General features: G+C 68.1%; 20 protein-coding genes. 13 read left to right on the top strand and 7 right to left on the bottom strand.

The window, feature by feature from the left end:
• Positions 1-22 precede the first annotated feature (22 nt).
• Both WDN01_12020 and WDN01_12015 read right to left on the bottom strand, forming a co-directional pair.
• Entirely contained in the window at positions 23-1,099 is a 1,077-nt protein-coding gene (locus WDN01_12020) for a methyltransferase (GenBank protein ID MEJ0026745.1), read from the bottom strand.
• Positions 1,089-1,961 (bottom strand): MaoC/PaaZ C-terminal domain-containing protein, encoded by an 873-nt coding sequence (locus tag WDN01_12015; GenBank protein ID MEJ0026744.1) that lies wholly within the window; start codon positions 1,959-1,961, stop codon positions 1,089-1,091. The genes WDN01_12020 and WDN01_12015 overlap by 11 nt, the downstream gene beginning before the upstream one ends.
• A gap of 114 nt (positions 1,962-2,075) precedes the next feature.
• Between WDN01_12015 and WDN01_12010 the strand changes: the two genes are divergently transcribed.
• Entirely contained in the window at positions 2,076-2,534 is a 459-nt protein-coding gene (locus tag WDN01_12010) for a cytochrome c oxidase assembly factor Coa1 family protein (protein ID MEJ0026743.1), read from the top strand.
• Between the two features lie 12 nt (positions 2,535-2,546).
• Positions 2,547-3,413, top strand: coding sequence for a crotonase/enoyl-CoA hydratase family protein (locus tag WDN01_12005; protein MEJ0026742.1), 867 nt, complete (start codon positions 2,547-2,549; stop codon positions 3,411-3,413).
• A gap of 44 nt (positions 3,414-3,457) precedes the next feature.
• Here the strand turns inward: WDN01_12005 and WDN01_12000 are convergent, their stop codons facing one another.
• The 4 genes from WDN01_12000 to WDN01_11985 all read right to left on the bottom strand — a co-directional run bounded on the left by WDN01_12000 (position 3,458) and on the right by WDN01_11985 (position 7,069).
• Positions 3,458-5,299: a patatin-like phospholipase family protein gene (locus tag WDN01_12000; protein ID MEJ0026741.1), complete on the bottom strand. Its 1,842-nt coding sequence runs from the start codon at positions 5,297-5,299 to the stop codon at positions 3,458-3,460.
• A 27-nt stretch (positions 5,300-5,326) separates the two neighbouring features.
• Positions 5,327-6,142, bottom strand: a complete 816-nt coding sequence (locus WDN01_11995) for an SDR family oxidoreductase (GenBank protein MEJ0026740.1) — start codon at positions 6,140-6,142, stop codon at positions 5,327-5,329.
• Between the two features lie 115 nt (positions 6,143-6,257).
• Complete coding sequence (locus WDN01_11990) at positions 6,258-6,662, bottom strand: PaaI family thioesterase (protein ID MEJ0026739.1); 405 nt, start codon at positions 6,660-6,662, stop codon at positions 6,258-6,260.
• Entirely contained in the window at positions 6,659-7,069 is a 411-nt protein-coding gene (locus WDN01_11985; GenBank protein MEJ0026738.1) for a PaaI family thioesterase, read from the bottom strand. Before WDN01_11985 ends, WDN01_11990 begins: the two co-directional genes overlap by 4 nt.
• A 161-nt stretch (positions 7,070-7,230) precedes the next feature.
• On the opposite strand from WDN01_11985, the gene WDN01_11980 reads away from it, so the two are divergent.
• The 9 genes from WDN01_11980 (at position 7,231) to WDN01_11940 (ending at position 15,627) form a co-directional block, all read left to right on the top strand.
• Positions 7,231-8,484, top strand: a complete 1,254-nt coding sequence (locus tag WDN01_11980) for a tetratricopeptide repeat protein (GenBank protein ID MEJ0026737.1) — start codon at positions 7,231-7,233, stop codon at positions 8,482-8,484.
• Between the two features lie 49 nt (positions 8,485-8,533).
• On the top strand, positions 8,534-9,088 hold the full coding sequence (locus WDN01_11975; GenBank protein MEJ0026736.1) for a hypothetical protein: 555 nt from the start codon (positions 8,534-8,536) through the stop codon (positions 9,086-9,088).
• A gap of 12 nt (positions 9,089-9,100) precedes the next feature.
• Positions 9,101-9,688 (top strand): septation protein IspZ, encoded by a 588-nt coding sequence (locus WDN01_11970; GenBank protein MEJ0026735.1) that lies wholly within the window; start codon positions 9,101-9,103, stop codon positions 9,686-9,688.
• 64 nt (positions 9,689-9,752) lie between these two features.
• The gene (locus tag WDN01_11965; GenBank protein MEJ0026734.1) at positions 9,753-10,034 is read left to right on the top strand and encodes an autorepressor SdpR family transcription factor; all 282 of its coding nucleotides are present in this window, start codon (positions 9,753-9,755) and stop codon (positions 10,032-10,034) included.
• A complete protein-coding gene (locus WDN01_11960) occupies positions 10,031-10,699 on the top strand; it encodes an SdpI family protein (protein ID MEJ0026733.1) in 669 nt (222 codons plus the stop codon). Before WDN01_11965 ends, WDN01_11960 begins: the two co-directional genes overlap by 4 nt.
• Positions 10,700-10,758: 59 nt before the next feature.
• Positions 10,759-11,967, top strand: coding sequence for an acetyl-CoA C-acyltransferase (locus WDN01_11955; GenBank protein MEJ0026732.1), 1,209 nt, complete (start codon positions 10,759-10,761; stop codon positions 11,965-11,967).
• 2 nt (positions 11,968-11,969) lie between these two features.
• Complete coding sequence (locus WDN01_11950; protein MEJ0026731.1) at positions 11,970-12,626, top strand: CAP domain-containing protein; 657 nt, start codon at positions 11,970-11,972, stop codon at positions 12,624-12,626.
• Positions 12,626-12,970, top strand: coding sequence for a DUF962 domain-containing protein (locus tag WDN01_11945; GenBank protein MEJ0026730.1), 345 nt, complete (start codon positions 12,626-12,628; stop codon positions 12,968-12,970). The genes WDN01_11950 and WDN01_11945 overlap by 1 nt, the downstream gene beginning before the upstream one ends.
• A gap of 290 nt (positions 12,971-13,260) precedes the next feature.
• Entirely contained in the window at positions 13,261-15,627 is a 2,367-nt protein-coding gene (locus WDN01_11940; protein MEJ0026729.1) for a hypothetical protein, read from the top strand.
• Between the two features lie 215 nt (positions 15,628-15,842).
• On the opposite strand, the gene WDN01_11935 is transcribed toward WDN01_11940, so the two are convergent.
• Entirely contained in the window at positions 15,843-16,727 is an 885-nt protein-coding gene (locus tag WDN01_11935) for an alpha/beta hydrolase (GenBank protein MEJ0026728.1), read from the bottom strand.
• 123 nt (positions 16,728-16,850) lie between these two features.
• On the opposite strand from WDN01_11935, the gene WDN01_11930 reads away from it, so the two are divergent.
• Positions 16,851-18,395 (top strand): AMP-binding protein, encoded by a 1,545-nt coding sequence (locus tag WDN01_11930; protein ID MEJ0026727.1) that lies wholly within the window; start codon positions 16,851-16,853, stop codon positions 18,393-18,395.
• Positions 18,388-19,116, top strand: coding sequence for a gamma-glutamylcyclotransferase (locus WDN01_11925; protein ID MEJ0026726.1), 729 nt, complete (start codon positions 18,388-18,390; stop codon positions 19,114-19,116). The genes WDN01_11930 and WDN01_11925 overlap by 8 nt, the downstream gene beginning before the upstream one ends.
• The last annotated feature ends 99 nt before the right edge of the window (positions 19,117-19,215 follow it).

Below are 19,215 nucleotides of genomic sequence, written 5' to 3'. Positions count from 1 at the left end.
CGCAGGAATGTACAAATCGTGCCTAGGCAGGCTTCGTCAGCGCCACCGCAAGGCCCTCGACCGGCACGTTTGCTTCGGCGCGTGGCGAAGCGGCCACAAGTCCCGCCACGTCGAAGCCCGATTCGGACGCGGCTTCTCTTAAGTACGTTTCGGAATGCCGCCAGCGGCGCTTGGGACCGAGGTCGAAACCGTCTCTTTCCGTACGCTCGACGGTGAACAGAAAGAAGCCGCCCGGCTTTAGGCGCTCTGCCGTGGCGCGAAACACGGCACGAAGATCGCCGAGATAGACCAGCGTGTCGGCGGCCAGCACCAGATCGTAGACTTCGCCGCCCGGCGCCGTCTCGATGTCGCCGACGGCGAGCGCGCGGTAGAGCTTGCGCGCGCCCGCCTTGGCGATCATCGCCGGGCTGAGGTCGATGCCGTCCAGCGCCGCGGCGAGATCGGCGAAGGCCGCGCCCGCGAGACCTGTGCCGCAACCCAGATCGAGAATCTCGAGATCGTGTGCGCCCGGCATCACGAGGTCCGCCAGCGCCCGCAGGATCTCCGGTGCCTGATAGGAAAGCTGCCCGCGCATCCGCGCGTCGTAGTCGGACGAGAACTGGTCGAACAGGTGGCGCACATAGCCGGCGTCCGAGCGCGGCTGCGCGCGGATCGCCTCGGCGCGGGCGATCTGCGCGGCGAGTTCGGGAACGTCCGCGGCTTCGAGTGCGCCGAACTGCTCCAGCGCCTTCTCCGCCTCGCCGGCTTCGAGCCAGGCCAGGCCGAGCTTGAACCGCGCCGCGACCGAAGCGGGATCGAGGCGCAGCGCCCGGTGCAATTCCGAAATCGCCGCCGGCAGATGCCCCGCCGCGCGCAGCGCGTCGCCGAGCGCGATCAGCGTCTGCGGCACGTTGGGATTGAGCGCCGCCGCTTCGCGCGCCGCCGCCAGCGCGGCCTCGGTGTCGCCGTAGGCCAATGCGGCCTCGACCAGCAGCGTGCGAGCCAAGACGCCGCCGCGCCCCGAAGCGATGCGGTCGCGCAGGAACCGGGCGGCCTCGCCTGCCCGTCCGCCGCGGATCAGGCCCTCGGCGTATTCGAGCGGGTCGCCGTCAGGCTGCAAGCGTGCATTTGCCGTTGTTGAGCACCACGACGTCGCGCTCCTTCAGCTTGGAGCGGAAGGAGACCGTGCCGCCGTCGACCCACATCTCGGTGACGATGGTCTCGCCTGGGAACACCGGGGCGGAGAACCGCACGTCGAAGCTCGCGATCCGCTTGGGATCGTATTTCGCCAGCGTCGTGATCACCGCGCGGCACGCCGTGCCGTAGGAGCACAGCCCGTGCAGGATGGGGCGCGGGAAGCCCGCCATCTTCGCGACCTTGGGGTCGCGGTGCAGCGGATTGCGGTCGCCCGACAGCGCATAGAGGAACGCCTGGTCCGGCCGCGTGTCGCATTCCTGCACGAGATCGGGCGCGCGCGTCGGCAGCGCATGCGGCTCGGGCGCGCCCTCCTTCGGTCCGCCGAACCCGCCGTCGCCGCGCGCGAAAATGGTGGAGACCAGCGTCGCCAGCTTGTCGCCGTTTTCCTTGTTCGACACGACCCGCTCGACCAGGATGATGGCGCCCTTGTCCTTGCCCTTGTCATAGACGCCGAGGATGCGCTCGTCGCTCGTCACCTGGGCGGCCGGCGGCAAGGGCTTGTGGATGGTCAGGCGCTGCTCGCCATGCACCACCATCAGGTAATTGATGCCGGACAGCATCGTGCCTTCGCTGCCGCCGGGGCGTGGCCGGCCGCGCGGGATGACGGTGGCGAAGGTCGGCACGACCTGCAGGTCGTTCTCATAGGTGAAGGGCAGCTCCGCCTCGTTCATCGGATCGCGCTGGAAGCCGACGCCGAGCGCATAGAGCATCACCTCGCGGTCGCCATAGCTCGCCTCGAGCCCGACCGATTTGGATTGCATCATCTCGTCATAGTCGATCGGCATGGCCGTTTCCTCGTCCGTTCTTCCCGACGGCGACAATAGGTTAGCCGGCCGCTTTGCGCCAACAGCGCGCGTGTGATTTGCTTGCCGCCTCTGCAATGTTGCCTTGAGGGCAGTTTGACCGACGTTGCGACACCAGGACCGCTCCCGCCGCCGCCGGCCCGCTCGGGCCATGGTTGCCTCTGGGGCTGCCTGACCGCGGCGCTCATCGCCGTCGTCGCGCTCGTCGGCACGTTCAGCTATTTCGGCTGGTATCTCACCAACGGCTTCAAGAACGACGCGACGCTCAAAGTCGTGGTCGCCGCGGTGAACGAGAATCAGTTCGCCCGTTCCATGCTCGGCGACAATATCGAGGTCACGGGCGTGTCAAGCACGACCGTCTCGACCGTCGCGGGCTCCGGCACCACGGCGAGCTACATCGTGCATCTGAAGGGCAGCAGGGCCGAAGGCACGCTGGAAGCCAGCGTCGTCACGCACGACAATGTGAGCCATGTGACGTCGCTGGTCCTCACCGGGCCGAGCGGCCGGCGCTACGACCTGAACGGACCGCCGCAAACGCCGAACAATTCGATCTAGAGGAAACCGCGCATGACCTATCGTTGCTTCGCCGTCGAAATCGCGAACGGCATCGCGCATATCCAGCTCAAGCGCCCCGCCGAGCTCAACACCATGGTGCCCGAGTTCTGGACCGAGCTGCCGTCCATCGTGAAGGACATCGACGACCAGGCGAAAGCGCGCGTCATCGTGATCTCGTCGACAGGCAAGCATTTTTCCGGCGGCATGGACCTGGCGGTGTTTACCGGCGGCGGCTCCGCCGGCACCGCGGCGGCGCGGGCGCAGACCGAGCGCGGCCGCACCCGCGCGAGCCTGCGCCTCTCCGTGCTCGACATCCAGGAGACGTTCAACTGCCTCGAAAAGGCGCGCATGCCGATCCTGATCGCGATCCAGGGCGGCTGCGTCGGCGGCGCGGTCGACATGGCGAGCGCGTGCGACTGCCGCTACGCGACCGAGGACGCGTTCTTCGTCATCCAGGAGATCAATATCGGCATGACCGCCGATGTCGGCACCTTCCCGCGCCTGTGCAAGCTGATGCCCGAGGGCATGGTGCGCGAGCTCGCTTATGCGGGTCGCCGCCTGCCGGCGAAGAAGGCGGCGGAGCTCGGCCTCGTCAACGCGGTCTTCCCGACGCAGGAGGCGATGCTGGAGCATGTCATGGGCATCGCCAAGGACATCGCGGAGAAATCGCCGCTGGCGGTCTACGGCTCCAAGGTGATGATCAACTACGCGCGCGACCACACGATCGCCGACGGGCTGGACTACATCGCGACCTGGCAGGCCGGCATGTACCACCCCGAGGCCGACATGATGGAGGCGTTCCAAGCCAGGAACGAGAAGCGCGCCGGCAAGTTCGACGATCTGCTGCCGATCCGGCGGCGGGCGCTGAGCGGGGAATAGCTGCCCCGCTTTCCCTCCCCGCGACAGCGGGGGAGGAAAATCCATCACTCCGCCGCGTGCACGTGGTGCTCGATGGCGACCGCCGGTCCCTCGCTCCACACCTCGGTCAGCGGCACGCCGTGCATCTCGATCATGCGCAGCGCGTGCTCATAGCCTTCCGCGATGCAGCGGTCGAAGGCGCGCCAGTCGCGCAGGCCCACGCCGTTCAGCGGCGGCTCGAACATGTAGTTCGCCTGCTCGCGCGCCAGCCTTCGCTGCGCCTCCGAGCCCACCGTGCCCGAGCGCATCAGGATCGACACGATGGACGGCGTCCCCGCCATGCGCTGGGCGATCAGCCACCACCAGGGCCGCTCGCCGTACTGGCTGTCGCGCGCCTTGAGGTCGATCTCGCCGGTGACGTCGGAGGCGATGATCGGCCCGCTCGCGCGCTCCGCCATCACGTCGACCGGCAGGTTGTTCATCAGCCCGCCGTCGACCAGGAGGTGCCCGTTATGCGTCACCGGCGGCAGGATGCCCGGCAGCGCGACGCTGGCGCGCAGCGCCCGCCACAGCGTGCCGGCGCGGTGGATGTGCACCCGCCCCGTCGTCAGGTCGGAGGAGACGCAGAAGAACGGCTTGGCCAGTTCCTCGATCCGCAGATCGCCGTAGTTGCGCTTGAGCAGGTCGGAAACCTTGCGCCCGCGCACCAGCGCGATCAGCGGTATCGTGTAGTCGTTGAGCGGATTGCCGTCGACGAAGGCCGCGCGCATCCGGTCGGTCAGTTCCTCGATGCCCCATTCGCAGGCCAGCCCCGCCGCGATCAGCGCCCCCATCGAGGTGCCGCCGATATTGTCGAACGGGACGCCCGCTTCGACCAGCGCCTTCACCACCCCGATATGGGCGAAGCCGCGCGCCCCGCCGCCGGCCAGCACGATGCCGACCGCGCGGCCGGAGATGAACCGCGCCAGCCGCTTGATGTCGTCGGGCCGGCCGGTGCGCACGTGATGGTGCGACTCGAACAGCCCGGCGCGCACCGCCAGGTGCTCGGGCATGTTTTCGTTCTTGTCGGTAGGATGCAGCAGCAGGAGCTGCGGCAGTCCGGCGGCGCGTTCCTTGAACGCCGGCACGTCCATCGCGTGATCCGGCAAGGGCTGGTCGATGCGCGCCAGGAGGAAGATGCGGTCGGCCTGGCGCAGGCATTGATGCGTCCAGGCGCTGTCCGGCGCGTCGCCGCGATAGAACACGATGTCGTGCCCGGCCTCGAAATTGGCGAACCACTCGCCCGACTGGTCGGCGCAGGACGAATCGAGCACCGCCGCCTTCGAGCCCATGTTCACCAGCGCGCCGGCGATGCGATGGGCGATCGGCGACTGGTCGAGGCCCGGCTGCAGCGGCACGATGGCGAAGGTCTTGGGCCGCGCCGTGTCGCTCGAACTCTTCGTGGTGTCCTGAAGCCGCTTCACCAGGATGCGCATCATGTTGAGCATGACGCGCGGATGGCGCCCGATCAGCGCGTCGAAGGCGGCCGGCGGCACGCGCAGGAGCTCGCTGTCGCGCATCGCCACGAGCTGGGCGGAGTGCTCCGTGCTGCCCGAGATCAGCGACATCTCGCCGACCGTCTCGCCGGCCGGGACATGCGCCACGAAGCGGCGTTTGCCGTGCTCGTCCTCGGCGAAGACGCCGAGGCTGCCGGTGATGACGAGGAACACGGCGTGGTCGTTCTCGCCGTCGCGCTTGAGCAGCATGCCGCCCGGCAAGCCGAACCAGTTGGCCTCCGACAGAAGCTTCTTCAGCGCCGCGTCGCTCACATCCTCCAGCAGCGGGAAATTCCTGAGGCGCTGGCGCAGCGCCTCGGGATACACCGTGTCCGGCCCGGATTTGAAGGAGGAGAGGAACGCCATATTCATCGGCTTGGGTTGCTCCTTCCTTCTATCTCACCAGGCGGTCCAACCGCCATCGACGGTCAGCGCCTGGCCGGTCATGAAGGACGACGCCGGGGAAGCCAGGAAGAGCAGGGGTCCGGCGATCTCCCCGGCCTTGCCGAGGCGGCCCAGCATGGTCTTGGCGGCCAGCCGGGCGGCGAAAGCGGGGTTCACGGCCTGGACGGCCTCGCGCGGGAAGGGGCCGGGGACCAGCGCGTTCACGCGAATGTTTTCGGGGCCCAGCCCGGCAGCAAGGTGGCGGGTAAGCTGGAGCAGCGCGGCCTTGGCGGGACCGTAGTGGAACGGGCTCTGCTGGCCAGGCTCGTCGTAGAGCCGCGCATCCGGCGCGACAATTCCGTACATCGAGGCGACATTGATCACGCTCGCCCCGCCGCACGCCGACGCGGCGCCGCGCAGGGCGGGGAGGGCGGCGCGCACCGCCTCGAAGCTGGCGGTCACGCTCGAGGCATAGGTCGACGCGAAGTCGGACGCATCGAGTGCGGCGAAGGGTTTCGGCGTCATCGCGATGGCATTGTTGACGAGGATGTCGAGCCTGGGCAGCGACGCGAAGAAATCCTTCACGCGGGCGATATCGGCGACGTCGAATGCGGCGCGTTCGACCGAATGGCCTTCGCCCAGAAGCGCGGCTTCGAAGTCGGCGAGCTTCGCATCGTCGCGCGCATTGATGATCACATGCGCGCCGGCGCAGCAAAGCGCGCGCGCCATCGCGCTGCCGAGATGTCCCGGCGCCGCCGATAAGAACGCGACGCGTCCGTCGAGGCGCGGCCCGTCGAACGTCGAAGAAAGGGCGGCGTCATGCCGGCCCATGCAAAGCCTCCGTCCCCAGATGCAGGGAACCTAGGCTAGATGGGTAAACGTGGCGTTAGCGTGAACAGAGCGTTAATGGGTGGTTCAAGTGCCCGAACGCCTCTCCCGGTGGATGTCAGTCGATGCCCAATATCTTCCACACGCTCGACACCGAATAGACCGCCGCGCCGTCGACCGTGAAATCGCCGCGCAGGAAGAGCAGCGAGCGCGTCCGCCGCGTCAGCACCGGCGCGACCTCGATCCAGTCGCCTTCCCGCGCCGGGCCGAGGAACTGGCTCTGCATGTTCAGCGTCACGCAAGAGGCGCGATCGGTGGCATCCCACGCCGCCTGGCCGAACGCGGCATCGGCGAAGGTCATCAGCATGCCGCCATGGACGACGCCGTTCATGTTGACGTGGTGCTTGTCGACGCGGAAGCCGAAGCGCTTGGCGCCCTTCTCGCCCTGCTCATAGACCGGCCCGATATGGAGTTCGAACGGATCGATCAGCCGCGTCTCCGTGAACCCCGGCGGCGCGCTCACGCGATCTTCCACAGACCGGTGGCGACCGCGACGGTGCGGTCGCCGGCCACGATATCGGCGGACAGGAACACCATGGTCCGCGTCTGGCGCGTCACCCGCACGCGCGCTTCCAGAATGTCGCCCGGCTTGCCCGGCCCGACGAAATCGCAGGTCAGCGATACGGTGCTGCACGCCGGCGCGCCCGACACGGCGCGCGCGGTCTGGCTCATCGCGATATCGGCAAAGGTCATCAGCAGCCCGCCATGCACGCTGCCCGCGCTGTTCATGTGCTTGTCGGCCACCGGCAAAGCGAAACGCCGCGCCTCGCCCTCCGCGGGCAGGCGCCAGATCGGTCCCGCGTGCAGGTTGAAGCCGCCGCGCGAAATGTTTTCAGCCGTCGCCGGCAATCCGTCTGGAACCTGGCTCATGGGGCGACCGGGATAGGCGGTTTTTCGCTGCACCGCAATATTACTGCCGTCGCCACATTGGATTCATCCGCCCGCCACACTAAAGTTGCAAACCCAATCAAGATGCGCGATGCGAGGGGTCGCTAAAGCGCACGTCGCTCCAGCCCAAGTGAGGATATTTGATGACCATGCGTTTCGCCCGCGCCGCCTTGTTCGCCTGCCTGATGGGAACGGCCTCGGCCTTCGTGCTGACTGCATCGACCGCGCCCGCCTTCGCCGCGAAGGCCAGCGGCCCGTCCGTCAGCGCGCCCGTCGCCAAGCTGCTCCAGCCGGCGCAGAAGCTGCTCGAGGCCAAGGACTACAAGGGCGCGATGGAGCTGATCAAGCAGGCTCAGGCGCTGCCCGACCTGACCGAATTCGACAAGTACACGGTCAACAATTTCCTCGCCAGCGCCGCGATCGGCGCCGCCGACTACGACACCGCCGACACCGCCTATGAAGCGATGGCGGATTCGCCGGCGATGCCCGATGCCGAGAAGCAGGCCACGCTTCACAATGCGATGCTGCTCGCGACCCAGGCCAAGCACTACGACAAGGCGATCAAATACGGCACCGCTTATCTGGCGCTCGGCGGCGCGCCGGATCCGACCGTCATCGGCACGCTGGCCCAGGCCTATTACTTCGCCAACGATTTCACCAACGCGGCGGCCTTCGCGCAGAAGTCGCTCGACGCGACGCCCCCCGGCCAACCGCCGAACCGCGGCGCGTTGGAGATCAAGCTCGGCGCGCTGATCAAGGCCAAGAGAGAGGCCGAGGCGGTCGCGACGCTGGAGACCGTCGTCACCTACTACAACGATCCCGACGACTGGGGCCAGATCATCGACACCAGCTTCGCCGTGAAGGGCATCAAGGACATGGAGGCCCTCCATATCTATCGCCTGCGTCTGGTCGTGCATGCGAGCGGCCAGCCCTCCGACTACACGCTGCCCGCCAATCTGTGCCTGGCGCCGAGCGTGAGCATGCCGGCCGAAGCGGTCGCGTTCCTCGACGCCGGCCATGTCGGCGGCGCGGATCTCGCGAAGGCCCAGGCCGCGGCGGCGCGCGACCGCGCCGTGCTTCCCGCCTTCGAGACCTTGGCCAAGAAGAGCGGCGCGGACATCCTGCTCAAGCTGGCCGAGACCTATTACGGCTATGGCCGCTACGCCGATGCCGAGGCCACGGCGCGGGCCGCGCTCGCCAAGGGCGGCCCCAAGCTGGACGTCGCCGAGGCGAACATGCTGATCGGCGAATCGCTGATCAAGCAGGGCAAGGTCGCCGACGCGGTCGCGGCGTTCAACGCCGTGTCGAACCCCTCGCCGGGCTATGCCAAGGCGCAGCATCTGTGGCTGCTCTACGCCAACAGCAAATACGCGACGGCTTCGACGGCCACGCCGTAATGCGACCGGCCGGGGCGGCCTCGCGCCGGCCCGGCCGCCGGAGGACGGCATGAATCTGGTGCTCGGCTTCCTGCCGTTCATCCTGTTCGACGTGCTGATGCGTCTGTCGGCCGATCTGGCGCTGTGGGCGGCCTTCGCGGTCGCCTTCACGCTGGGCATGCGCTCCTTCCTCGACACCCGCGTGCTCAAGACGCTGGACGCCGGCAACACCGCGCTGTTCGGCGTGCTCGCGCTCTACAAGGGCTTCATCCAGCCGGGTCTCGCCTACGGCACGGTGCTCGTCGTCGTCGACGGCGGCCTGCTCGCCATCGTGGTGCTCTCGCTCGTGCTGCATGAGCCGTTCACCCTGCAATATGCCCGTGAACAGGTGGCGCCCGAGCAGTGGGAGGCGCCTTCCTTCCTGCGCGCCAATTATGTCGTCAGCGCGGTGTGGACGGCGGCGCTCCTGATCATGACCGCGGCCGACGCGGCGGCGCTGCTGGTCCCAACGGTTTCGCTGGCGGACGCCGCGGTGGCGGGCCTTGTAGCGCTCGCTTTGGCGCTTACGTTCAGCCTCAGATATCCGGCCTATCTGCGCGGCGAGGGCGGCGCGGCGGCGGAGTAGGAGGGCGGGACGATGGGATTCTTCCGGGCTTTCAGGCCGATCGCGCTCGATCTTCTCGCCACCATCGTCTTCGTCGCCATCCTGTGGGCCGCGAACGATATCGTCCTGGCGACCGTCGTCGGCGTCGTCGCGGGCCTGGCGCGGTTCGCCTGGATGAAGCTGAAGGGCCAACCCGTCGGGCCGCTGCAATATGTCAGCGTCGTCCTCGTGATCGTCAGCGGCGCCGCCACGATCTATACCAGCGATCCGCATTTCATGCAGATCAAGTCCTCGCTGGTCGCCGCGGCGGTCGCGGCCGTGATGCTGACGACCAACTGGATGGCGCCCTACCTGCCGCCCATCGTCACCGAAAACCTCGACGCGAAAGTCATCCGCTGGGCCAGCCTCGGCTGGGGCGTGCTGGTCCTGGGCCTGGCCGTCGTCAACGCCGTCGTCGCACTGATGTTCAGCCTCGCGGTATGGACCGCCTATACCGCGGTGGTGCCGGCCGTGGTGCAGATCGGCGCCTTCGCCGTGCAATACGCCGTCTTCCGCATCCTGATCGGCCGCAACATCCGGGCCAAGATGGCCGCGGCGCCGGGGCTTTCCTCGGCCGGCTGAGTCGCCGCGCCCGCGGCCCCACGCAACGCTTGACTATATTTCGGTATTTTCCTAAATACCGAATATGGGAGATGTGTTCGATGCGCTGGCCCATCCCGTGCGACGGAAAATCCTCAAATTGCTGCGGCGCCGCGCCACCAGTGCGGGCGAACTGGCCGACCATTTCGATCTCGCCAAGCCCACGCTGTCGGGCCATTTCGCCGTGCTGAAGGCCGCCGATCTCGTCACCACCGAGCGCCGGGGCACCACCATCATCTACCGTGTCAATATGAGCGTGCTGGAAGAGGCCACCGCCGCGCTCATGGACCTCGCCGGAATCAAGGGCGCAAAGGAGCCGAAGCCATGACCGTCCGCACACCGCTCTTCATTTCGCTTCTGCTTGTTCTCGCGATGCTGGCCGCCAGCGCCTATGCCTGGACGGTGCTCCCGGCCGACGCGCGGATCGCCGTGCATTGGGGCGTGGACGGCCATGCCGACGGCTTCGCGCACAAGCCCTTCGCGCTCCTGTGGGGGCCCGTCTTCGCGATCGGGCTGAGCCTTGTGCTCGCGGTCGTCACGCTGATCGAGCCGCGCCTGTCCAACCTTGCGGCCAGCGCGAAGTTCTTCGCCGTGGCCTGGACCGGCGGGATTGCCGTCCTGGCCGTGGCGCATGGCGCCATCGTGGCCACGGCTTTGCACGCGGTCTTCGATGTCGGGGCGGTCATTCTCGCCGCGGTCGCGATCCTTTTCATCGTGCTGGGCAACTTCATCGGCAAGAGCCGTTCGAACTTCTTCGCCGGCATCCGCACCCCTTGGACGCTGTCGAGCGAATATGCCTGGGAGCACGCCAACCGCCTCGCCGGCCGCCTCTTCATGGCGAGCGGCGCGGCCTCGCTCGCGGCGCTCTTAGCGCTCCCGGCGCGACTGGCGTTCTTCGTTCTGATCGGCTCGATCTTGGGAAGCAGCGTGGTCGCGGTCGCGATGTCCTATGTCTATTGGCGGCGGGACCCGGACCGGCAGGCGACGCCTTAGTATCTTTGCTCCGGGCGGCGCGGTGGGCTAGTTTCCGCCCGCCCCCTTCGGAGCCTCCCATGAAAGACGCCGTCATCGTTTCGACCGCGCGCACCGGTCTCGCCAAATCCGTGCGCGGCGGCTTCAACATCACCCATGGCGCCACCATGGGCGGCCACGCGATCAAGAGCGCCATCGCCAACGCGAAGATCGACCCGGCGGAGGTCGAGGACGTCTATATGGGCTGCGCCCTGCCCGAGGGCGCCACCGGCAACAACATCGCCCGCGCCAGCGCGATCTGGGCCGGCTGCCCGGTCACCACGGCGGGCGTCACGATCAACCGCTTCTGTTCTTCCGGCCTCAACGCCATCGCCATGGCGGCGCAGCAGATCATGACCGAGGGCACGGCGGTCGCCATCGGCTCGGGCGTCGAATCGATCTCGCTGGTCCAGATGGGCGGCAGCATGAACCTCAACCATTTCACCGAGGAACACCTGATGCAGGTGAAGCCGGCGCTGTGGATGTCGATGATCGAGACCGCCGAGATCGTCGCCGAGCGCTATAAGATTTCCCGCGACCGCCAGGACGAATATTCCCTGGAAAGCCAGCGCCGCACCGCCGCCGCCCAGCAGGCCGGCAAGTTCAAGGACGAGATCGTCCCCCTGAAGACCAAGATGAAGAAGGTCGACCGGGCGACCGGCACGGAAAGCATCGTCGACGTCACCGTCGACCGCGACGAGGGCAACCGCCCCGATACCACGCTCGAAGGCCTGAAAGCCCTCAAGCCGGTGTTCAGCGGCGGCCGGCAGGTCGCCCAGGGCAAATACATCACCGCCGGCAACGCCTCCCAGTTCGCCGACGGCGCGGCCGCCGTGGTCGTGATGGACGGCGCCGAGGCGTCCAGGCGCGGCATCGCACCGCTAGGTATTTTCCGGGGGTTCGCGATCGCCGGCTGCGAGCCGGACGAGATGGGCGTCGGCCCGATCTATGCCGTGCCGCGCCTGCTCAAGCGCCACGGCCTCACCGTCGCGGACATCGACCTGTGGGAGCTCAACGAGGCCTTCGCCAGCCAGACCGTCTACTGCATGGACGTGCTCGGCATTCCGCACGAGAAGTGCAATGTCGACGGCGGCGCGATCTCCATCGGCCATCCCTACGGCATGTCGGGCGCGCGCATGACGGGCCATCTTCTGCTCGAAGGGCGGCGACGCAAGGCCAAGCTCGGCGTCGTCACCATGTGCATCGGCGGCGGCATGGGCGCGGCCGGGCTGTTCGAGATCCTGCAATAGGCATGCGCCGGCTTGCTCCCGCGTTCCTGCTGCTGTTGCTCGCGGGATGTTCGACCTTCGAGACCGCGGTGGTGCCGCCGCCGCCCGATCCCAAGACGCTGATGCCGGCGCTCGAGGAGCGCATCGCCATTCTCGTCGCCGATCAGCGCTCGCGCATCGATCCCAACGCCCGCTCGCTGATGATCGATCCCGAATTGTCGGACATCGCGCGCAAGCGCGCCGCCGATATGGCGACGAAGAATTATTTCGCGCACACCGCGCCCAACGGCGACACCTCGGCCAGCCTGCTGATGGCGGAAGATGCGCGTTTCCAGGGGCTTCTCGGGGAAAACATGGCGGCGCAGCACTACACGCCGGCGGTCGCGATCGACGTGAACGCGATGGCGCAGCGCTTCGTCGATAGCTGGCTCGCCAGCAAGCCGCACAAGGAGAACCTCTCCTTCGCCGACTACAACCGCACCGGCGTCGGCGCGGCGGTGAACGGCGACACGATCTATGTTACGCAGCTCTTCTCGACCGATCTCGGCCTCGGCCCGCACGAGGACGGCGCGCCGCCGCCCGTCGTGACGCCGATGCCGGACGCGAAGGCCGGCAAGGACTCCTTGGCGCCGCCCAAGCCGCCGGCGGCCGCCTTGCGCGGCAGCGAAGGAGGACATTGATGTCGGCCATCACCAACCGTCCGATCTCGACCTATCGCGATTTCTGGCCCTACTATCTTCAGGAACACGCCAGGCCCGCGACCCGCAACCTGCATTTCCTCGGCACCGGCCTCGCGCTGGCTTGCCTCTTTGCGGCGCTGGCGTCCGGCAAGTCCTGGCTCGGCCTCGTCGCGCTCCTGGCCGGCTACGGCCCGGCATGGGTCGCCCATTTCTTCGTGGAGAAGAACCGCCCCGCGACCTTCACCTATCCCTTGTGGTCGCTGGTCTCGGATTTCCGCATGGCCTGGCTCTGGGCCACCGGTCATCTCGAGGATGAGCTGCACCGGGCGGGCGTAGGTCGCTAACTTCACATTAACGCTGATAGCGGATTGTCCGTTTTGCATCGGTCCATCGGAGTGACCTCTGCAAATCGGGTGACTAACCATTCTTTACACCACATCTTGACACCGGTACTTATTGTCGTGGGTGCGGTGCTAAGTGAGTCGACATGCGGCCTGACATACCCTGGAACGTGGCGGGCATACCGTCCGAGGCCCGCGAAGCCGCGAGAGCCGCAGCGCGCCGGGAAGGCCTGTCCGTCGGCGAATGGATGACCCGGAGAATCCTCCGCAGCTTTTCCGACACACCGGACGATATGACCCCAGCCCGCGAACAATGGTCCTCCAATGGCGGCTGCTATGTCGCCCCGCCGAGCAATGGCGGCTACGCCATCGCGCCGGAGCCGCGCGTCAGCGCGCAGCGCCGCGATACCGAGGACATGCTGGCTCGCGTCGCGCGCAGCGAGACCGAGAGCAACGACGTCTATCGCCGCATCGAGGAGCAGTTGCGCAGCGTCGCGCGCCGCCTCGAATCCGCCGAGCGCAACCAGACCGAAAACAACCGCGCCATGAGCAAGGCCGCGGCCGAGATCAACGTCGCCGCGCGCGAGCAGGCCCAGGCCTTCGACCAGCTCGGCGGCAGCGTCATGGGCCTGGCCGACCGCATGGAACGCGTCGAGCGCGCCAATGCCAGCGAAGGCACCCGCGACGCGATCAAGGGCCTGCACCAGGGCCTCTCCCGCCTCGCCGACCAGATCTCCGCCACCGCCAACCAGTCCGCCACGCAGATCGGCGCGCTCGCGACCAATCTCGAAGCGCTCGCCGCCCGCCTCGCCCAGGCCCGCCAGGAGAGCGAGCAGGCGACGCGCGGCATCGACGAACGCGTCGGGCAGATCGACTACAAGGTCGCGCAGATCGACCAGCGCGTGTCCCATGTGTCGGCGATCGACGAGCGCCTGCGCGCGGTCGAACGCGCCGCCCAGGCCAGCAACGACGTCCTCGCCCATGCCGTGCAGAGCATCGAGGCGCGCAAGGACGAGGAAGCCGCCGCGCTGCGCCGCGACAGCGAGACCGCGAGCGCCATTGCCCGCCTCGAAGACAATTTCGCGCGCGTCGAAGCGCGCGGACCGGATCCCGCGATCGACCGCCGGCTGTCGAGCATCGAGCGCAGCCTGTCCGACATCGTCAGCCGCTTCGAATCGCCGTCGCACAACGACGCGCTCGAGGACAATCTCAAGCGCCTCGCCCAGCGCATCGATGCGACCGAGGCCCGTCAGCGCGACCAGGTCGCCGAACTGCGCGCTGCGATCGACAAGCCCAGCCCCTTCGCCCCGGCCGAGACGGCGCATCCCTTCGCGGCACCGCAGCCCGCTTTCGCGCCGCCGCCGGCCTTCGCCCCGCAGCAGAACTTCGAGGCGCCGCCCTTCGCCGACGCCGCCCATCCCTTCCAGGCCGGCGCCGACCCCTTCGCGCCGCAGGGCTTCGAGCAGACCGCCACGGCCGCCGCCTTCGGCACGGCCGATGCGAGCTTCGGCGGCGGCTTCGGCGCCGATCCGTTCTCCGCCGCGCCGCCTCCGCCGGTGGCCGAGGATCCCGCGAACTATCTGTCCGCCGCGCGCCGCTCGGCGCGCGCCGCCGCCGCCCAGGCCGAGACCGAACGCGGCGGCCGCATGAGCGGCTTCTCCTGGGGGGCTGCGGCCGCGTCGCCCGCGCCGGCCAAGGCCGGCTCGCGCAAGACCCTCGTCTGGATCGCGCTCATCGTGTTGCTGGCGGTGATCGCCATCGCCGCCGGCGCGCTCCTCAGCCAGAAACTGTCCTCGAATTCCTCGCACAGCGTCAGCATGCTCTTCCCGAAGGCCGACGCGCCGATCCGTGCCACCAGCGATACGACTCCCCTGGCCGATGGCGGTGATGTCGCGGCCGCGACGGTCAAGCCGCTTGCCCCGCCCCAGACGGTCAAGCCGGCGCCGGTCCGGGCCGTTCCCGCCGCGCCGGCCCCGGCCGCCCCGGCGCCCGCTCCCGCCGCGACCTTGCCCAAGCCGGCACAAGCCGCTGCCCTGACGCCGCTCGACAATCTGACCGCGCAGGCGAATGCCGGCAACGGCCGGGCGGAATTGATCGTCGGCCTCAAATATCTCGACGGCGACGGCGTCGCGGTGAGCGAGCCCGACGCCGCCAAATGGCTGGAGCGCGCCGCCGAACAGGGCCTGGCGGTCGCGCAATATCGCCTGGGCACGATGTATGAGCGCGGCCGCGGCGTGAAGGCCGATCCGGCGCGCGCGGTGCACTGGTATCAGCTTGCCGCGCAGGCGGGCAACCGCAAGGCGATGCACAACCTCGCCGTCGCCTATTCCTCCGGCACGGGCACGGCGAAGAACCTCGCCGAGGCGGCGCGCTGGTTCTCCAAGGCCGCGGCGCTCGGCCTCGCCGATTCGGAGTTCAACCTCGCTGTCCTCTACGAGCGCGGCATGGGCGTGCCGCAGAGCCTGCTCGACGCCTACAAGTGGTACGCGATCGCGGCGGCGAGCGGCGACGCCGAGTCCCGTTCGCGCATCGACGCGCTGGGTTCGCAGCTTTCGCCGGACGACAAGGCGGCGGCGCAGAAGGCCGCCGAGGCCTTCCGCCCGCAGCCTCTCGATCCGAAAGCAAACGTTGCGCCGACGATGAGCGACGTGGCGGGTTGAACCCTCGTCGATCCATAAGAAAGAAATGTCATCCCGGGCGAGCGTAGCGAGGCCCGGGACCCATCGCGCCCGCATCTGCGGGCGCACGAGACTGCTCGGCGCGCTTGCGCGCCAATATAAAGATTCACGCGGAGCCGCGGAGTCGCGGAGGCTCATGAAGACCTCCGCGACTCCGCGGCTCCGCGTGAATCCTCTTTGTTTGCGCTTCGCGCGATCTATCCCGTTATCCGCCCCATGCGCGCGATCTCGTCCTGCACCACGTCGGGCCGTTCCATCGGCAGGAAATGCGTCGTGCCCGGCACCTTGATCGTCCGCGCATCGCCGTGAAGCCGCGCCACCATCCGCACCTCGTGCTCGCGCGCCGTGCCGTCTCCCGCATAGAGCAGCGTCAGCGGACAGCGCACCTGTCGCGCCAGCCGCGCGATGCCCGGCGGCGCGTGCTGGAACACCGACGACTCCCATGCCGGCTCGCAGGCGAGCCGCATCTCCGTCCCGTTGCCGGTCGGGAGAAGCCCCCCGCGCAGATAATCGGCGAGCGTCTCGTCCGGCCAGGTCTTGAACGCCCCCCGGCTGCGATAGGCCGACAGCGCCGCTTCGAACGACGGAAAGATCGCGCGCCGCTTCGCCGCCAGCGCCGCGAGGTTCGTGTTGGCGGGCGGCGTCCGCCCGAGCAGGCGCATCGCGGCGGCGATCTGCCGGCTGAAGCGCGGCACCAGCACCGGCTCCACGAGGACAAGACCGCGCACCAGGTCCGGCCGCGCCGCAGCGACCATCAGGCTGGTGATCGCGCCCATGGAATGACCGGCGAGCACCGCCGGACCGGCCGCGAGCACATCGAGGATGGCGGCCAGATCGTTCCCGAAGGTGAACCAGCCGGCCAGCGGCCCCGGTGGCGCCGGCAACGTCGTAAATCCATGTCCGCGCAGATCGGCGGCGGCGACGCGAAAGCGGCCCTGCAGCGGCGTCAACAAGCCTCGACAGGTCTCGGCATTGAACCCCGTCGCATGCGCGAAGTGCAGCAGCGGCGCGTCGGCCGCGCCGTCCAGATACGAGACCTCGCCATCGGCGAGCGCCATTTTCTTGCGCACGAATTCGGACATGCCCCGATGTGGCGGGCGCGGCGGCGCCTGTCAACCTGACGGCTGCGTCAGTGTCCTTTACGCGCCCGCCCGCCGCGCCCTACAAATCTCGCAACGATATTCAGAAATCACCGGGAAACGCGCATGCATCCGACGATTGCCGCCCAGAAGACGCCCGACAAGCCCGCCGTCATCATGGCCGCGACGGGCGAGACCGTTACCTATCGCGAGCTCGAGGAGCGCTCCAACCGCGGCGCGCAGCTTTTCCGCGCCCTCGGCCTGAAAGCCGGCGACGGCGTCTGCATCTTCATGGAGAACAATGCCCGCTATCACGAGCTCTGCTGGGCCGCCCAGCGCGCCGGCCTCTATTTCACCGCGATATCCTCGCGCCTCACCGCCGGCGAGGTCGAGTACATCGTCAAGGACGCGAATGCGACGGTCCTCATCGCCGGCCACAGCCTCGCCAAGGTCGCCGCCGAAGTCGCCCCGCTGATCCCCGGCGTGACGCTGCTGATGGTCGGCGGCACGATCCACGGCTACGCCTCGTATGAGGACGAGACCGCGAAGATGCCGGCCGCGCGCATCGCCGACGAGACCGCCGGCGCCGCGATGCTCTACTCCTCCGGCACCACGGGACGGCCGAAGGGCGTGCGCCAGCCGCTGTCGGGTCTTCCCATCGATACGCCGGCGCCGCTGGTCGGCCTCGTCACGATGCTCTACGGCATCGACGAGAATTCGATCTATCTGTCGCCCGCGCCGCTCTATCACGCCGCCCCCTTGCACTATTCGATGGCGGTGCAGCGCCTCGGCGCCACCGTCGTGGTGATGGAGCATTTCGACGCCGAGGCCGCGCTCGCCGCCATCGCGCGCTACAAGGCCTCCGCCAGCCAGTGGGTGCCGACCATGTTCGTCCGTATGCTGAAGATGCCCGACGAGCAGCGCCTCAAATACGACGTCTCCTCGATGAAGTCGGCGATCCATGCCGCGGCTCCCATCCCGATCGAGGTCAAGCGCAGGATGATCGACTGGTGGGGACCGGTGCTGCACGAATACTATGCCGGTACCGAGGGCAACGGCATGTGCTACGTCAACTCCGCCGACTGGCTCACCCATCCCGGCACCGTCGGCAAGCCGTTGCTCGCGCCGGTCCATATCTGCGACGAGGACGGCAACGAGCTTGCCGCCGGCGAGGAAGGCACGATCTATTTCGCCTCCGCCGCGCAGTTCAGCTATCACAACGATCCGAAGAAGACGGCCGAGAGCCGCCATCCGCTGCATCCCGACTGGTCGACGCTGGGCGATGTCGGCAAGCTCGACGCCGACGGCTATCTCTATCTGACCGACCGCAAGGCGTTCATGATCATTTCCGGCGGCGTCAACATCTATCCGCAGGAAGCGGAGAATCTCCTGATCACCCATCCCAGGGTCGCCGACGTCGCGGTGATCGGCGTGCCGAACGAGGATTTCGGCGAGGAGGTTAAGGCCGTGGTCCAGCCGCTCGACTGGAAGGACGCGACGCCGGAATTCGCGCAGGAGCTCATCGCCTATTGCCGCGAGCGGCTTTCCCCGATCAAATGTCCGAGGTCCGTCGATTTCGACCCGGAGCTGCCGCGCCATCCGACCGGCAAGCTCTACAAGAGGCTGATCCGGGACCGCTATTGGGGAAAACGCGAGTCGCGCATTGTCTGACGAAGAGCAGAAACCCGAAGACCCGTTCCAGCCGCTCGGCCGCGAACTCAGGCGCGAGGACTTCACGCCCGAGCGCGTGCGCCGCATCGCCGACGCCGCCATCGCGCGCGGCGGCATTCCCCTGATGTCGGAGGAGGCGCGCCGCGCCTCGCTGAGCCTCATCCGCCGCAGCGTGCCGGAAGGCGGCGACGCCTGGGTGTTCGGCTATGGCTCGCTGATGTGGAATCCGGCGATCAAGGTCGCGCAAAGCGCCAAGGCGCATGTGCGCGGCTATCACCGTCTGTTCTGCATCGCCCAGCGCGTCGGGCGCGGCACGATGGAGCGGCCCGGCCTGCTGCTCGGCATCGACCGCGGCGGCTCGGTGACCGGCATCGCCCATCGCATCGCCGCTTCCGACGTCGAGAGCGAGCTGTCGATCCTGTGGATGCGCGAGATGCTGTCCGGCGTCTACGAGCCGCGCTGGGTCGGTGCCGACATCGAGGGCGAGGGCCGCACGCGCGCCTTGACCTTCGTCGTCAACCGCTATCATCCGCGCTATGAGGGCGCGCTGGCGCAGGACGTCGCGGCGTGGCGCATCGCGAAGGCGCAAGGTCCGCTCGGCACCAACCGCGCCTATCTCTACCGCACGGCGCGGCACCTGGCCGAACGCGGGATCGAAGACGGCCCGATCAGGAGCCTCGAAGCCCGCGTGCGCGAAATCGCCGGAGAGCTCGATCCATGATCCGGGTTTGTCATGCCCGCGAAGGCGGGCATCCAGCGACTGGGCGGATGGCCAAGACTGGATTCCCGCCTACGCGGGAATGACAGTCGGGAAAATTCA

Origin of the sequence: Rhizomicrobium sp. (assembly GCA_037200985.1) — a bacterium.
Taxonomy (GTDB): Bacteria; Pseudomonadota; Alphaproteobacteria; order Micropepsales; family Micropepsaceae; genus Rhizomicrobium.
Note: the sequence above shows the minus strand (reverse complement) of the source record. Positions and strands in the feature narration are given on the sequence as shown.

Excerpts from the sequence above, each read along its gene's own strand:
- WDN01_12015 (MEJ0026744.1), bottom strand. The coding sequence starts at position 1,961 with ATGCCGATCGACTATGACGAGATGATGCAATCCAAATCGGTCGGGCTC.
- WDN01_12005 (MEJ0026742.1), top strand. The coding sequence starts at position 2,547 with ATGACCTATCGTTGCTTCGCCGTCGAAATCGCGAACGGCATCGCGCAT.
- WDN01_12000 (MEJ0026741.1), bottom strand. The coding sequence starts at position 5,299 with ATGAATATGGCGTTCCTCTCCTCCTTCAAATCCGGGCCGGACACGGTG.
- WDN01_11995 (MEJ0026740.1), bottom strand. The coding sequence starts at position 6,142 with ATGGGCCGGCATGACGCCGCCCTTTCTTCGACGTTCGACGGGCCGCGC.
- WDN01_11985 (MEJ0026738.1), bottom strand. The coding sequence starts at position 7,069 with ATGAGCCAGGTTCCAGACGGATTGCCGGCGACGGCTGAAAACATTTCG.
- WDN01_11980 (MEJ0026737.1), top strand. The coding sequence starts at position 7,231 with ATGACCATGCGTTTCGCCCGCGCCGCCTTGTTCGCCTGCCTGATGGGA.
- WDN01_11975 (MEJ0026736.1), top strand. The coding sequence starts at position 8,534 with ATGAATCTGGTGCTCGGCTTCCTGCCGTTCATCCTGTTCGACGTGCTG.
- WDN01_11970 (MEJ0026735.1), top strand. The coding sequence starts at position 9,101 with ATGGGATTCTTCCGGGCTTTCAGGCCGATCGCGCTCGATCTTCTCGCC.
- WDN01_11965 (MEJ0026734.1), top strand. The coding sequence starts at position 9,753 with ATGGGAGATGTGTTCGATGCGCTGGCCCATCCCGTGCGACGGAAAATC.
- WDN01_11960 (MEJ0026733.1), top strand. The coding sequence starts at position 10,031 with ATGACCGTCCGCACACCGCTCTTCATTTCGCTTCTGCTTGTTCTCGCG.
- WDN01_11955 (MEJ0026732.1), top strand. The coding sequence starts at position 10,759 with ATGAAAGACGCCGTCATCGTTTCGACCGCGCGCACCGGTCTCGCCAAA.
- WDN01_11950 (MEJ0026731.1), top strand. The coding sequence starts at position 11,970 with ATGCGCCGGCTTGCTCCCGCGTTCCTGCTGCTGTTGCTCGCGGGATGT.
- WDN01_11945 (MEJ0026730.1), top strand. The coding sequence starts at position 12,626 with ATGTCGGCCATCACCAACCGTCCGATCTCGACCTATCGCGATTTCTGG.
- WDN01_11940 (MEJ0026729.1), top strand. The coding sequence starts at position 13,261 with ATGACCCCAGCCCGCGAACAATGGTCCTCCAATGGCGGCTGCTATGTC.
- WDN01_11935 (MEJ0026728.1), bottom strand. The coding sequence starts at position 16,727 with ATGTCCGAATTCGTGCGCAAGAAAATGGCGCTCGCCGATGGCGAGGTC.
- WDN01_11930 (MEJ0026727.1), top strand. The coding sequence starts at position 16,851 with ATGCATCCGACGATTGCCGCCCAGAAGACGCCCGACAAGCCCGCCGTC.